Source organism: Pseudomonas sp. Leaf59 (genome assembly GCF_920984685.1).
GTDB lineage: Bacteria > Pseudomonadota > Gammaproteobacteria > Pseudomonadales > Pseudomonadaceae > Aquipseudomonas.
In genome coordinates, this window is record NZ_CAKLBR010000010.1 from 52,292 (window position 1) to 65,645 (window position 13,354).

13 protein-coding genes are annotated in these 13,354 nt (G+C 63.5%); 3 read left to right on the forward strand and 10 right to left on the reverse strand.

The window, feature by feature from the left end:
• Positions 1-90 precede the first annotated feature (90 nt).
• Positions 91-1,149 (reverse strand): haloacid dehalogenase-like hydrolase, encoded by a 1,059-nt coding sequence (locus LUB09_RS12955; protein WP_209985998.1) that lies wholly within the window; start codon positions 1,147-1,149, stop codon positions 91-93.
• Between the two features lie 242 nt (positions 1,150-1,391).
• On the opposite strand from LUB09_RS12955, the gene LUB09_RS12960 reads away from it, so the two are divergent.
• On the forward strand, positions 1,392-2,783 hold the full coding sequence (locus tag LUB09_RS12960) for an L-cystine transporter (RefSeq protein ID WP_231422744.1): 1,392 nt from the start codon (positions 1,392-1,394) through the stop codon (positions 2,781-2,783).
• A 34-nt stretch (positions 2,784-2,817) separates the two neighbouring features.
• Here LUB09_RS12960 and LUB09_RS12965 read toward each other — a convergent pair whose 3' ends face one another.
• The 3 genes from LUB09_RS12965 to LUB09_RS12975 all read right to left on the reverse strand — a co-directional run bounded on the left by LUB09_RS12965 (position 2,818) and on the right by LUB09_RS12975 (position 3,910).
• Positions 2,818-3,105, reverse strand: a complete 288-nt coding sequence (locus LUB09_RS12965) for a type II toxin-antitoxin system RelE family toxin (protein ID WP_209986002.1) — start codon at positions 3,103-3,105, stop codon at positions 2,818-2,820.
• Positions 3,095-3,334: a type II toxin-antitoxin system RelB/DinJ family antitoxin gene (locus LUB09_RS12970; protein ID WP_209986004.1), complete on the reverse strand. Its 240-nt coding sequence runs from the start codon at positions 3,332-3,334 to the stop codon at positions 3,095-3,097. Before LUB09_RS12970 ends, LUB09_RS12965 begins: the two co-directional genes overlap by 11 nt.
• Before the next feature lie 63 nt (positions 3,335-3,397).
• Complete coding sequence (locus LUB09_RS12975; RefSeq protein WP_209986006.1) at positions 3,398-3,910, reverse strand: dihydrofolate reductase; 513 nt, start codon at positions 3,908-3,910, stop codon at positions 3,398-3,400.
• Between the two features lie 69 nt (positions 3,911-3,979).
• Here LUB09_RS12975 and LUB09_RS12980 point away from each other — a divergent pair, with 69 nt between their 5' ends.
• The gene (locus tag LUB09_RS12980; RefSeq protein WP_231422745.1) at positions 3,980-5,359 is read left to right on the forward strand and encodes a DUF2868 domain-containing protein; all 1,380 of its coding nucleotides are present in this window, start codon (positions 3,980-3,982) and stop codon (positions 5,357-5,359) included.
• Positions 5,352-6,719 (forward strand): DUF3482 domain-containing protein, encoded by a 1,368-nt coding sequence (locus LUB09_RS12985; RefSeq protein WP_231422746.1) that lies wholly within the window; start codon positions 5,352-5,354, stop codon positions 6,717-6,719. The genes LUB09_RS12980 and LUB09_RS12985 overlap by 8 nt, the downstream gene beginning before the upstream one ends.
• Here the strand turns inward: LUB09_RS12985 and LUB09_RS12990 are convergent.
• The 6 genes from LUB09_RS12990 to LUB09_RS13015 all read right to left on the reverse strand — a co-directional run bounded on the left by LUB09_RS12990 (position 6,716) and on the right by LUB09_RS13015 (position 13,349).
• Positions 6,716-7,270: a phosphonate degradation HD-domain oxygenase gene (locus LUB09_RS12990; RefSeq protein WP_231422747.1), complete on the reverse strand. Its 555-nt coding sequence runs from the start codon at positions 7,268-7,270 to the stop codon at positions 6,716-6,718. The genes LUB09_RS12985 and LUB09_RS12990 overlap by 4 nt on opposite strands.
• Entirely contained in the window at positions 7,270-8,403 is a 1,134-nt protein-coding gene (locus LUB09_RS12995; protein ID WP_231422748.1) for a TIGR03364 family FAD-dependent oxidoreductase, read from the reverse strand. Before LUB09_RS12995 ends, LUB09_RS12990 begins: the two co-directional genes overlap by 1 nt.
• A gap of 124 nt (positions 8,404-8,527) precedes the next feature.
• Positions 8,528-9,550: a putative 2-aminoethylphosphonate ABC transporter substrate-binding protein gene (locus LUB09_RS13000; RefSeq protein ID WP_231422749.1), complete on the reverse strand. Its 1,023-nt coding sequence runs from the start codon at positions 9,548-9,550 to the stop codon at positions 8,528-8,530.
• Between the two features lie 19 nt (positions 9,551-9,569).
• On the reverse strand, positions 9,570-11,276 hold the full coding sequence (locus LUB09_RS13005; protein ID WP_231422750.1) for a putative 2-aminoethylphosphonate ABC transporter permease subunit: 1,707 nt from the start codon (positions 11,274-11,276) through the stop codon (positions 9,570-9,572).
• A gap of 1 nt (position 11,277) precedes the next feature.
• On the reverse strand, positions 11,278-12,342 hold the full coding sequence (locus tag LUB09_RS13010; RefSeq protein WP_231422751.1) for a putative 2-aminoethylphosphonate ABC transporter ATP-binding protein: 1,065 nt from the start codon (positions 12,340-12,342) through the stop codon (positions 11,278-11,280).
• A 143-nt stretch (positions 12,343-12,485) separates the two neighbouring features.
• Positions 12,486-13,349, reverse strand: a complete 864-nt coding sequence (locus tag LUB09_RS13015) for a LysR family transcriptional regulator (RefSeq protein ID WP_209986024.1) — start codon at positions 13,347-13,349, stop codon at positions 12,486-12,488.
• Between the last annotated feature and the right edge of the window lie 5 nt (positions 13,350-13,354).

Below are 13,354 nucleotides of genomic sequence, written 5' to 3' on the forward strand. Positions count from 1 at the left end.
TTTTTGCCTGGAGAAAGTCCCCGGGCAATGAGGATCAAACATGTGGGAGGGGGCTTGCTCCCTCCCACAGTTGCCTGTGTACACCCGGAGTTACTGAATCTCGTCAGGCTTGACGATCACCCAGTTCTTGTCTGCCGTCACCGGCAACCCTTCCTTGGCCTGCGCCGCTGCGTGCTTGGCCATCATGCCGTTCAGTTGGGTCATGTATTTGTCCTTGCGGTTGATCCACAGGTGGATGCCGCCCTTGGCCACGTCCACGTCGTGAAACAGCATGTAGCCATCGCTGGTCGGTGTGTCGCCGCCGACGATCACCGGTTTTTTCCATTCGTCGATGTAGGTGAGGATCGCCGCGTGCTTGCCGGCCATCCAGGTCGCCGGGGTCCACAGGTAAGGGGTGAGTTCCAGGCCAAGGTTGGCCTTCTCGTCATACTTGCCGGCGGCGATCTGTTTACGTGCGGTGGTCAGCTCGCCGGTCTTGCGGTCCTTGAGCAGGGTGCTCACGCCGATGACGTTTTCGGGTTTGACGTTGTAGCCGTACTTCGGATCGGCCGCGACCATGCGCACCAGCTCCTCGGACGCGGCAGTCATCACGTACACCTCGATGCCGTTTTCCATCAGCTTGTTGTACAGCTCGGCCTGGCCGGTGAAGACCTTCGGCGGCTGCACCTCGGATTTCTTCACCACGTCGCCTTCGAAATAGCTGACCGGCACCGGTTTGCCGGACGCCATCAGCTCATCCACCTGCACCTTCAGCTCCTTGAGGGTGAAGCCGGAGAACACCTGGGCCACCCACGGGTAGCAGACCATGTCGTCCACTTCGCACAGACGATAGTAGTAACTGAACAGGCTTTCCTTGTGCTCGGCGGTGTCTTTGAACGGCATCAGCTTGAGCGAGGGGTCGAGACTGTCACGCGTAATCAGCCCCTTGTTTTCCATGTAGGGCAGCAGGGACTCTTCGAGGTCGTAGCGGTAGCTGGTGTTGTCCATGTCGAAGACCGCGTAGTTACCCTTGTTGGCGTTGGCCGCGATCATTTCATTCAATTGCTTGGCGGCCGGCGCAGGCCAGTGTTTCAACTCGGTGGCGGCGAACGCCTGACTGGCGAGACCGAGGCAAAGTGCGGCGGCAAGAAGTTTCGGCGCGAGCTTCATAGGCGTTGGTTCCCTGAGTGAAAGACACCGACCCTAACAAATCCCTGTGACAGTTCCCATGTCGTGCACGACCGTGCACATCGTGATTGCGGCAGACACATACGCCTGAACGTCACATGCTTATTCCAAAAACGACAGTCACCATTCCATATCGGTATTAAATCAATATATTTCAAGGTGTTAGCCTTCCCGGTTCGCAATCGCAGGCTCTCGCGATTGGCTGCCTTCTCATTGGAGCTTCAATGAATCTGCCCCTGATCCTCAACTTGCTGGTGTTCGTGGCCCTGCTGCTGGGCCTGGCACAAACCCGTCGCACGAACTGGAGCCTGGCGAAAAAGGTGCTGTTTGCCTTGGCGCTCGGCGTTGCGTTCGGTGTGGTATTGCACGCCATCTACGGCGCCGGGCACCCTGTGCTCAAGGCCTCGATCGGCTGGTTCGACCTGGTCGGCAACGGCTACGTGCAACTGCTGCAAATGATCGTGATCCCGCTGGTGTTCGCCTCGATCCTCAGTGCCGTGGCGCGCCTGCATAACGCTTCGTCCCTGGGCAAGATCAGCTTCCTGACCATCGGTACGCTGCTGTTCACCACGGCAATTGCGGCATTGATCGGCATCGGCCTGACCAACCTGTTCGGCCTCACCGCCCAAGGGCTGGTGGCCGGCACCCAGGAAATGGCGCGCCTGCAAGTGATCCAGAGCGATTACGCGGGCAAGGTCGCCGACCTGAATATCCCGCAATTGCTGTTGTCGTTCGTGCCGGCCAACCCGTTCGCCGACCTGGCCCGGGCCAAACCAACGTCGATCATCAGTGTGGTGATCTTCGCCGCGTTCCTCGGGGTTGCCGCGCTGCAACTGCTCAAGGACGACGTGGAAAAAGGCCGCAAGGTCGTCAACGCCATCGACACTCTGCAAGCCTGGGTGATGCGCCTGGTGCGCCTGGTGATGAAACTGACGCCGTATGGTGTATTGGCGCTGATGACCAAGGTGGTCGCCAGCTCCAACCTGCAGGACATCATCAAGCTCGGCAGCTTCGTCGTGGTGTCGTACCTGGCCCTGGGCCTGATGTTTGTGGTGCACGGCGTGCTGCTGTCGCTGGCCGGGGTCAACCCGCTGCGGTTTTTCCGCAAGGTGTGGCCGGTGCTGACCTTTGCCTTCACCAGCCGCTCCAGCGCGGCGGCGATTCCGCTGAGCATTGAAGCGCAGACCCGTCGCCTGGGCATCCCGCAATCCATCGCCGGCTTTGCCGCCTCGTTCGGCGCGACCATCGGCCAGAACGGCTGCGCCGGTCTCTACCCGGCGATGCTGGCGGTAATGGTTGCGCCAACCGTGGGCATCAACCCGCTGGACCCGCTGTGGATCGCAACCCTGGTGGCGATTGTGACCTTGAGTTCGGCCGGTGTGGCTGGGGTGGGCGGCGGCGCGACCTTTGCCGCGTTGATCGTATTGCCAGCGATGGGCTTGCCGGTGTCACTGGTGGCGCTGCTGATTTCCGTGGAACCGCTGATCGACATGGGCCGCACGGCGCTGAACGTGAACGGCTCAATGACGGCCGGCGCGATTACCAGCCAGATCATGGGGCAGACGGATAAGGCCTTGCTGGAGGCCGATGAGCATGCGGAGTTAGCGCAGGCCTGACGAAATAAGCTGGCAGGGAGTTCATCACTCCCTGCTAGCTCAAACGATCAGCCGCTTTTCGGTAAACCTCATCACGCTCACGCCTATCTACAGCCACCACGAACACCGTGATCTCCCGATCTATCACTTGATAGACCAATCGATAGCCGCTGCTGCGGAGCTTGATTTTGTAGCAATCGGGCAAACCATGCAGACGGCTGGCCTCAATGCGTGGATTGATCAATATTTCAACCAACTTCTTTTTAAACTGCTGACGAACGGTATCGCCCAGTTTGTGCCACTCCTTCAAAGCTCGTGCATCAAACTCGAGTTCATAGGTCATCCAACGAAACCTTTACTCGCTGCGGTACTGCCAGCCGCTCCCGAACGGTTGCCAATAATGCTTCATCCTCTTCAGTCATAAGGACTGGTTTGAACGGTAATTGGCCTCGCTCTGCTACGTACTGCAAGGCTTGACGCATTAATTCCGATGGGGTGACGCCGAGCTTTTCCAGCTCGTGATAAGCACGAGCCTTCAGTTCGTCATCGATACGTACGTTGATAGAGGCCATCAGGCAGCCCTCACTGTAAAGACATTAGTCATTACAGTGGCGCAAGAAGCCTTTTTTTGCAAGTCAGGCTTTTTCCCACACTTCGAAGTTGTACGCCGGCTTTTCCCCCTCAGCCGCATTCTCGACAGTCGACACCAGCGTCCACTGGCTGCGATCAAACTCGGGAAACCACGCATCCCCCTCCGGGCTCAGCGCCACTCGCGTCAGATAAAGCCGATCTGCCTGTTCCAGCCCCTGCGCATACAATTGCGCGCCGCCGATCAGCATCAGCTCGTCCACACCTTGCGCCAGCGCCCATTGTTCAGCGCACTGCACCGCCGCTTCCAGCGACGGAAAAACTTGCGCACCTTCGAGCGCCAAGTCGGTCTGACGGCTGACCACCAGGTTCAAGCGCCCCGGCAACGGTCGGCCCAGGGAATCCCAGGTCTTGCGCCCCATGATGATCGGCTTGCCCAGGGTGGTGGCCTTGAAATATTTGAAATCCCCCGGCAAATGCCAGGGCATGCTGTTGTCGACGCCGATCACGCGGTTTTCACCGAGGGCTGCGATCAGGCTTAAAGGGAGAGTTTTTTTCATGGCGACGAGAATACCAGACCCGCCAGACTGCGGTTATGCTCCAGGCTCACTTGTTCAACAGGACCGCGCGTGACAGCACTGACCCCCCTGCAAAAACTTTGGCTGACGGAAGCCGTGCGCCTGCGCGAAGAACACGCCGGCCCCCTGGAAGACCTCGAAGCCAACCGCTTGGCCCGCGCGGCCGGTGGCGACCTGCCGACACGTATTGTGCACCGCGCCCTGCACCTGGCCGAGCGCGACGGGCTGAGCGCCGCCCTCACCCGCTGGCTGCAAGGCGCGCGTCTGGCGCTGGTATTGCTGGCCATCGTGGCCGTGATCAGCGGCGCCGGCCTGGGGTTTGCCGCGCTGGGTAACGGCCTTGTACCCGTGAATGTGTTTTGGGCCCTGGGCAGCCTGCTCGGCTTGAACCTGATCCTGTTGATGAGCTGGGCACTGGGCCTTTTGTTTGCCGGCGAACACAGCGCCAGCCTCGGGCGCCTGTGGCTGTGGCTCAGCGAAAAACTTGCACGCGATGCCAGGGTCGCCCAACTGGCGCCCGCCTTGTTGCTGCTGTTGCAACGCCGCAAACTCAATCGCTGGGCAGTCGGCGTGCTGGTCAACAGCCTGTGGCTGCTGGCCCTGCTCAGCGCCCTGGTGATTGTGCTGACACTGCTCGCCACCCGCCGCTACGGCTTCGTGTGGGAAACCACCATCCTCAGTGCCGACAGCTTTGTCGCCGTGACCCAGGCCCTTGGCGCCGCGCCCGCCGCGCTCGGTTTCAACGTGCCGAACGTCGAGATGATCCGCGCCAGCGGCGACGCCGCGCTGAATATCGAAAGCGCCCGCCAGGCCTGGGCTGCCTGGCTGGTCGGGGTGTTGCTGGTGTACGGCGTGCTGCCAAGACTGGTCCTCGCTTTGCTGTGCCTGTGGCGCTGGAAACACGGGCGCGCCGCCCTGAGCCTGGACCTCAACCTGCCCGGCTACAGTCAACTGCGCGAGCGGCTGATGCCGAGCAGCGAGCGCCTTGGGGTCAACGATGCCGCGCCGCAACAGCTGCATCACATCACCGGCGGCATCAGCGACCTGGCGAGCGACGGCGCGCTGCTGGTGGCCATCGAACTGGACGATCAACGCAGCTGGCCGCCCAAACTGCCCGCCAACGTAAAGCACGCTGGCATCCTCGACAGCCGCGAATCGCGCAACACGCTGCTGGAACAACTCACGCGCTTTCCGCCCGCACGCCTGGCCATCGCCTGCGACCCGCGCCGCTCGCCGGATCGCGGTAGCCTGGCGCTGATCGCTGAACTGGCGCGCAGTGCCACCGCCACCCGCGTGTGGCTGCTGCAAGCGCCGCCCGGCCAGGCGTTGGACGCCGAGCGCCTGGGCGATTGGCACAGCGCGCTGCAACAGCTGGAACTGCCCTTCGCCGACAGCGCGCCACTGAACTGGCTGGAGACCGGTCATGACTAAACCGCTGACACTCGCCGTGGTCGGCCACACCAACGTGGGCAAGACCTCGCTGCTGCGCACCCTCACCCGTGACGTGGGGTTCGGCGAGGTCTCCCATCGCCCCAGCACCACGCGGCATGTGGAAGGCGCGCGCCTGTCGGTGGATGGCGAAGCCTTGCTGGAGCTGTACGACACGCCTGGCCTGGAAGATGCCATCGCCCTGCTCGACTATCTGGAACGCCTCGACCGTCCCGGCGAACGCCTCGATGGCCCGGCGCGTCTGGCCCGCTTCCTCGACGGCAGCGAAGCGCGCCAGCGTTTCGAACAGGAGGCCAAGGTGCTGCGCCAACTGCTGGCCTCGGACGCCGGCCTGTATGTGATTGACGCCCGCGAGCCGGTGCTGGCCAAGTACCGCGATGAGCTGCAGGTGCTGGCCAGTTGCGGCAAACCGTTGCTGCCGGTGCTCAATTTTGTCAGCAGCAGCGAGCACCGCGAGCCCGACTGGCGCGAAGCCCTGGCGCGCCTCGGCCTGCATGCGCTGGTGCGTTTCGACAGCGTGGCGCCGCCCGAAGACGGTGAACGCCGCCTGTACGAAAGCCTGGCCCTGCTGCTGGAAAACGCTCGACCACAACTGGAACGCTTGATTCTCGACCAGGACGCCCAACGCCAGGCCCGCCAGCAAAGCGCCGCCCGCTTGATCGCCGAGCTGTTGATTGATTGCGCCGCATGCCGACGCAGCGTGGTGACCGAAGATGAGCAGCAAGCCGTCGGCGATCTGCGCAAAGCCGTGCGCCAGCGCGAACAAAAATGCGTGGAGGCGTTGCTCAAGCTGTTCGGCTTCCGCCCCCAGGACGCCGCCGCCAGCGACCTGCCACTGCTGGACGGGCGCTGGGGTGATGACCTGTTCAACCCGCAAACCCTCAAGCAATTGGGCGTGCGCGTCGGCGGCGGGATCGCTGCCGGCGCAGCAGCGGGTGCTGGCGTGGATTTACTGGTCGGTGGCCTGACCCTCGGCGCCGCCGCGCTTGCCGGCGCAATTGCCGGCGGCGCGCTGCAAACCGCACGCAGCTACGGCAGCCGCCTGCTGGGCAAGATCAAGGGCCAGCGCGAACTGACCGTCGACGACAGCGTGCTGCGTCTGCTCGCGTTGCGCCAGCGCCAGTTGCTCAAGGCCCTGAACCTGCGCGGCCATGCGGCGATGCACAGCATCAAGGTCGACACGCCCCAGGACAAAACCTGGCGCGAAGGCAAGCTGCCGGACGCACTGCACAAGGCCCGCGCCTACCCGCAATGGTCGTCCCTCAACCCCGGCGCAAGACTGAGCCAGGCCGAACGCCACGAACAGGTCGAAGCCCTGGCAGGGCGACTGGACGAGCCCTAGCCCGCCAACACCTGCCGTGCCTTGACCTTGAGCAGGTCGAGGTCGAGTACCGGCACCTGCACGGCTTTAGCCTGCTCGTCCCAATGACGCAGGCGCAGGCTAACCGCGCAGAGCGGGTCCTGTTCAAAGGCCAGCGCCTCTTCGGCGCTCATCACGCCGCCCTGATAAGCCAGGGTGCGCCGGCTGGCTTCGCTTAGCCGCGCGTAATAACCCGGCTGACTGAAGGTGAGGTAACGCTTGGCCTGCACGTGGTATTCCACCAGCCGGGCCAGGCGCTCGCTGAAACCGGCACGGCGCAGGTAGTCCGCGCCCAGTCGCTCATGGCTGAGCACGCCATAACCGCCCATGTTCTCGCCGCCCTGCCCGCACAAGTGGCCGATATCGTGGAAGAACGCCGCCAGCACCACTTCATCGTCAAAACCCTCGGCCATCGCCAGTTGCGCGGCCTGGGACATGTGCTCGAGCTGCGACACCGGCTCGCCGATGTAATCCGCCGTGCCGTGCTGCTCGTACAGGCCGAATACCTCGGCTATCGCCTGCTCCCGGTCCATCACGCCTCCCCCCACAACGTGGTGATATTGCGCTCGCCAAGCGCCGGGCCCACGCTCATGCCCACGCCGGTGTGCATCAATGCCGCGCTTACGCCCGGTGCCGTGCGCAGGAATGAAAACGGACCCGGCCCCCGCGAGCCATAGACGCCCTGCCAACGTTCGCTCACCTGGACCTTGCAGCCCAGGGTCTGCTCGGACAGTTCGATCAGCCAGTCGTCGACCTGCTCGGCATTGAACGGCGAGGCATCGCTGCCGTAGTCGTGGGAGTCGCCGATGATCAGTTCGCCATGGGGCGTAGGGCTGATCAGCAGGTGAATGCCGTGTTCATGCAGGTGCGGCGCCTCGCGCAGTATCTGCGCCTGCACCGGCGCGGCTTCGGGCAAGTCGGCAAACGCGCCGTAGTGCACACAACTGAGGCCCGTGAGCAAGGCATGTTGCAGGTTCAGATTGCGCGCAGGCCGGGCGCGCAGCATTTGCAGGCGGCAGATATGCGGGTTGAGTTGGGCGATCGGCTCGGCCAACAGGGTCTGGTAGTCGTGGCCGGAGCAGACAATGATCTGCTCACCGCGAAAACTCCCCGCCGTGCTGTGCAACTGGCCGGGTTCGACGTCGCGCACCAGCGTGGAAAAATAAAACTCCACGTTCAGCGCCTGGCTGAGGTAGTGGATCAGCGCCGGGATCGCTTCGCGCGAATACAGCTGCTGATCGTCCTTGCCATGCAGCGCGGCGCGGTGATGGCGGAACTGGCCGTCGTAGAGGCCGCGCATCGCGGCGCCCTGCAACAGCTCGACGTTGTAGCCGTATTGACAGGCACGCCCGGCGCAGAAGGCTTCAAGCAGGTGCTCTTCGGCTTCGGTGCGGGCGAACAGGTACGCGCCATTGCGCTTGAGTTGCAGCCCGGCAACCTCGGCCCAGTGGCCCCAGATGGCGCGGCTTTCGCGTGCCAGGTCAAGCATCGTGCCTGGCGGCTGCCCGGTGACCAGGGCCTGGCCGAAGTTGCGCACCGAGGCGCCCAGCGGCGTGGCGCTGCGCTCGAACACCTTGACCTTGAGGCCGCGCTTGGCGGCGGCGTAGGCGTGGGACAGGCCGAGGATGCCGGCGCCGACGATTAACAGATCACTGTGTTGTGTCATGGAGTGATGCCCTGAATGTGAGACCGCTATCGGGAGCAAGCCCCCTGCCACAGTTGCTGTGCGAACACATTCAAATGTGGGAGGGGGCTTGCTCCCGATGAGGCCATCAGCCTTAAAGAAAACCTTACTGGCCCGCCACCTTCTCCGACTTGCCGTCATAGCGCTTGCGCCACTCGGTGAGGATGCTGTCGCGGTTCTTCGACGCCCACGCAAAGTCATTCTTGATCAGGCGCTGCTCGTAGTCCGCCGGCAATTCGGTCTGCGGTTTAGCGATGCCCGGTTGGGCGAGCACGGCGAAGTTGTCCTTGTACAGGTCCATCGCCGCCGGGCTGGCGGAGAAGTCGGCGAGCTTTTTGGCCGCGTCGGCGTGGGCGGTGCCCTTCATCACAGCGGTGGCTTCAATGTCCCAGCCCAGGCCTTCCTTGGGCAGGATGATGTCCAGCGGCGCGCCCTGGCGTTTCAACTGCACGGCCGGGTATTCAAACGAGATACCAATCGGGAATTCCCCGGAAGCGGCCAGCTTGCACGGCTTGGAGCCGGAGTGAACGTATTGGCCGATGTTCTGGTGCAGGTCGTCCATGTACTGCCAGCCCTGCTTCTCGCCGAAAGTTTGCAGCCAGGCGCTGACGTCGAGGAAGCCTGTGCCGGACGATGCCGGGTTAGGCATCACGATCTTGCCCTTGTACTCGGGCTTGGTCAGGTCCTGCCAGCTCACCGGTTTGGTCAGGCCCTGTTTCTCGGCTTCAACGGTGTTGAAGCAAATGGTCGCCGCCCACACGTCCATGCCGACCCAGGCCGGAGGGTTGGCGGCGTCGCGGTAGTTTTTGCCGATCTTGTCCAGATCCTTCGGCGCGTAGTTTTCAAGCATACCCTGCTGATCGAGGATCGCCAGGCTCGATGCCGCCAGTCCCCACACCACGTCAGCCTGCGGGCGGGCTTTTTCGGCCAGCAGCTTGGCGGTGATGATGCCGGTGGAGTCGCGCACCCATTTGATCTCGACGTCAGGGTTGGCTTTTTCGAAGGCTTGTTTGTAGGTCTTCAACTGCTCGGCTTCGAGGGCCGTGTACACGGTCAGTTCGGTCTTGGCGAAGGCATTCAGGCTGAATGCGGTGAGGACGGCAGCGACCAGCGTCAGGGGCTTGAACATGGAACACCTCCTTCAAGGGTTATTGGCCGGGCGCGCTCTGGCGCCAGGCTTGAGAGCGGCGCAACGCGCCACGTGAGGCCCACGCCAGCAACAGCGAGACGCTGCCTGAGGTGAACAGAATCAGGGTCGACATCGCCGCCGCGCCGCCCACATTGCCGGCGTCGTCCATGTTCAACACGGCGACGGCGGCGAGGATGGTGTCGGGGCGGTAGAGGAAGATGGCGGCGGACACGGTGGTCATCGCCGACACAAACAGGTAGCGCACGATGTCCAGCAGCGCCGGCAGGCAGATCGGCACAGTTACGCGCAAATAATGGCGGTACAGCGGCGCCTTGAGGGACAGCGCAGCGGCTTCGAACTCGGCGTCCAACTGGCGCAGCGCAGTGGTGGCGGTCATCTGCGCGGTGGTCAGATAATGCGCAATGGTGCACACCACCAGCAGGGTCATGGTCCCGTAGAACACATGCAGCGGGTTGCCGTTGAGATTGAAAAAGAACACGTAGCCCAGGCCCAAAACCAGACCCGGCACCGCCATCGGCACAAAGCTGAGCAGGCGCAGGGCCAGGTTCAGGCCCTTCTGACCCTTGGTTTTTTCCATCAGGTAAGCGCCGGTGAAGATCAGCACGCTGCCGATCAATGCGCTGCACAGCGCCAGGATCAGGCTGTTGCGATAGGCCAGCCAGCCGCCGCCGGCGGTGTCTTCGAACTGGTAGTGACTGAGCGACAACGACAGGTTGTACGGCCAGAATTTCACCAGCGAGGAGTACACCGCCATGCCGAAGACCAGCAACAGCGCGGCGCAGATCAGCACCACGATGGCCAGGTAGCAGGCGTCCCGTGCCCGCGATGGCGCCGGCCGGAAGACTTGGGCGCGGCCGCTCATGGCGTCGCCATGGCGACGGCGCAACCAGGTATCCACGCCAAAGCTGAACAGCGCCGGCAGCAGCAACACCATGCCGATCAACGCGCCGCGCCCAAACTGTTGCTGGCCGACCACCGCTTTGTAGGCTTCCAGCGCCAGTACCTGATAATCACCGCCCACCACCACCGGCACGCCGAAGTCGGTGATGGTCAGGGTAAACACCAGGCAGAACGCCGCGAACACTGCCTGGCGCGTGGCTGGCCAGGTGATGCTGCGAAACGCCCGGGCGGGGCTGGCGCCCATGCTGGATGCGGCATCGAACAGCCGCGCATCCGCCAGCGAGAGCGCCGAGAGCAGAATCATCAGGGCGTGTGGGAAGGTATAGATCACCTCCCCCAGCACGATCCCCCAGAAGCCGTAGATATTGTCCGCGAGCAAGCCGCGCAGCAGGCCCTGGTTGCCGAACAGGTAGACCAGCGCAATCCCCGGCAGCATCGACGGGGCCATCAGCGGCAGCAACGACAGGCCGCGCCAGATCGGCTTGGCGGGGATCAACGTGCGTTGCAGGGCGTAGGCAAACAGGTAGGCCAGCGGTACGACAATCGCCGCCACGCTGAGGGAGACTTTCAGGCTATTGCCCAGCAACCAGTGGAAGTTGTCGCTGGTGACCAGTTCCCGCGCCGCTACCAGCCCGCCGCCCTGCCCGGCCTCGCTGCTGAAGCCGCGCCAGAAGATCGCCAGCAATGGCAGCAGGACCGCAACGCCCAGCAGCAGCAACCACACCAGCTTGCCGCCGAGCACGAACAGGCGGTCGCCCATTTCAGCGCGGGACACCTGGCGCGGTAACGTCATGACCGCCGCCATCTTAGGCGAACACCTGCAGGCTGCGCGGTGGCAGGGCCACCCAAATGTGCTGGGCGCCCAGGCGCGGCATGGCTTCCGGGGCCAGTTCGGCCAGCAGCGGGTGGCCGGGCAAGTGCTCCAGCTCGAAGCTCATGCGGCAGCGGTTGCCGAGGAACGTGATCTCGCGCACCTTGGCCGGAAACAGGTTTTCTTCATGCACAGGCGGGTTGACGCTGATGGCTTCCGGGCGGCAGAACAGCCGCCCGGAGGTGGCCACGCCCGCGTCGTCGGCCAGGCGCATGTTCAACCCGCCGACCTGAGCGTGGCTGGCACTGTTGCGGCTGAACGGCAGCCAGTTGCCCTGACCGACAAACTCGGCCACGAACGGCGTGGCCGGACGGTCGTAGATCGCCTGAGGTGTGGCGTATTGCTCGACCTTGCCGTTGTTCATCACGGCAATGCGGTCGGCCATCAACATGGCTTCGTCCTGGTTATGGGTGACCATCAGCGTGGTGACGCCCAGCCGCCGTTGCAGTTGGCGCAGCTCGGTGCACAGGTGCTCGCGCACCCGGGCGTCGAGCGCCGACATGGGTTCGTCCAGCAACAGCAACGACGGCGCCGGGGCCAGGGCGCGGGCCAGGGCCACGCGTTGCTGCTGGCCGCCGGAGAGTTGCCCGGGGTATTTCTTTTCACTGCCGACCAGGTCCACCAGTTCGAGCATCTGGCCGACGCGCTGGCGCACTTCATCGCGGCCGCTGCCGGTGAGGCCGTAGCCGATGTTCGCTTCGACGGTGAGGTTGGGAAACAGCGCGTAGGACTGGAACAGAATGCCGTAGTCCCGTGCCTGGGGCGGCAACAGCGATACGTCGCGCTCGCCCAGGTAAAGCTCACCGCTGTCCTGGCGCTCAAGGCCGGCGATGCAGCGCAGCAAGGTGGTCTTGCCGCAACCGGACGGGCCCAGCAGGCACACCAGCTCGCCGGCGGCGACGTCCAGGGACACGTTGTCCAGCGCGGTGAAGGCACCGAAGCGTTTCTGGATACCGCGCACGCGCATCGGCGCACCGGGGTTGTTCAGGGCTGTGTTCATGGGGGCACCTCATCAAACGGATGAAGGCCATGCTAGGGGGGCAATGCGTCGCGGGTGTGGCAGGAAGGCAAAACCCGGTGATAGTGGTATTGGTGGGTTTGGGTAGGGCTTAAGGAATGAGTTGTCTGGGCCACCACAAAACCTCAGAGCGGCGACATTTCCTGCGCCAACCCCAGAAACGCCGCCGGCAAGCGCGCGCCCTTCCTCTCCTTGAGGCAGTACAGATACTCCGGAATCTGCGGCGCATTCTCGATGGTCAGCACGCGCAATTGCGGGTCATGGGGCACTTCCTGTCGCGCAATGATGCTGATACCGATATTGCGCAGCACCGCCTCGCGGATCGATTCGCGGCTGCCGATTTCCAGCAGCGGGCCGTAACTCACGCCAGCGCCCTGCAACATTTCTTCGGTCAGTCGGCGCGTGGTGGAGCCTGCTTCGCGCATCAACAAGGTGTGCCCGGCCAGCGCCGTCAGCGGCACATGATCGAGCGCAGCCAGCGGATGATTGCGATGCACCGCCAGCACCAGCGGGTCGCTGCCCAATACGCGACGAATCAGCCGTGGGTCTTCCAGCAGCTGCGAAGACGCGGCGACGTCGACGCGGTAGTCATCCAGCGCTTCAAGCACCTGCTGCGAGTTGCCGATTTCCACCGACACGTCCACCAGCGGCAGGCGCTCGCGGAAGGCTTTGACCAGGTCAAGAATGTAGTACGGCGCCGTGGCGGCAATTCTCAGCGCGCCCTGCACCTGGCCGTTGTTGCGCAGGAAAAACTCGATATCCGCTTCCTGCTGCAACAGCGCCTTGACCATCGGCAGCATCCGCGCGCCGTCGTCGCTGACCGTCAGGCGGCGCCCGCCACGGTAGAACAGCTCAATGCCGTACTGGCTTTCCAGATGACGGATCTGGGTGGTGACGGTGGGCTGGCTCAGGCCGAGCTTTTTTGCCGCCTGGGTGATGCTGCCCAGGCGGGCGACCATGAAAAACGCTTTCAGCTCGGCACTCAGCACACCCG

Bases quoted from the DNA above. Each gene is read 5' to 3' on its own strand.
- LUB09_RS12955 (WP_209985998.1), bottom strand. From the start codon at position 1,149: ATGAAGCTCGCGCCGAAACTTCTTGCCGCCGCACTTTGCCTCGGTCTC.
- LUB09_RS12960 (WP_231422744.1), top strand. From the start codon at position 1,392: ATGAATCTGCCCCTGATCCTCAACTTGCTGGTGTTCGTGGCCCTGCTG.
- LUB09_RS12965 (WP_209986002.1), bottom strand. From the start codon at position 3,105: ATGACCTATGAACTCGAGTTTGATGCACGAGCTTTGAAGGAGTGGCAC.
- LUB09_RS12970 (WP_209986004.1), bottom strand. From the start codon at position 3,334: ATGGCCTCTATCAACGTACGTATCGATGACGAACTGAAGGCTCGTGCT.
- LUB09_RS12975 (WP_209986006.1), bottom strand. From the start codon at position 3,910: ATGAAAAAAACTCTCCCTTTAAGCCTGATCGCAGCCCTCGGTGAAAAC.
- LUB09_RS12985 (WP_231422746.1), top strand. From the start codon at position 5,352: ATGACTAAACCGCTGACACTCGCCGTGGTCGGCCACACCAACGTGGGC.
- LUB09_RS12990 (WP_231422747.1), bottom strand. From the start codon at position 7,270: ATGGACCGGGAGCAGGCGATAGCCGAGGTATTCGGCCTGTACGAGCAG.
- LUB09_RS12995 (WP_231422748.1), bottom strand. From the start codon at position 8,403: ATGACACAACACAGTGATCTGTTAATCGTCGGCGCCGGCATCCTCGGC.
- LUB09_RS13000 (WP_231422749.1), bottom strand. From the start codon at position 9,550: ATGTTCAAGCCCCTGACGCTGGTCGCTGCCGTCCTCACCGCATTCAGC.
- LUB09_RS13005 (WP_231422750.1), bottom strand. From the start codon at position 11,276: ATGGCGGCGGTCATGACGTTACCGCGCCAGGTGTCCCGCGCTGAAATG.
- LUB09_RS13010 (WP_231422751.1), bottom strand. From the start codon at position 12,342: ATGAACACAGCCCTGAACAACCCCGGTGCGCCGATGCGCGTGCGCGGT.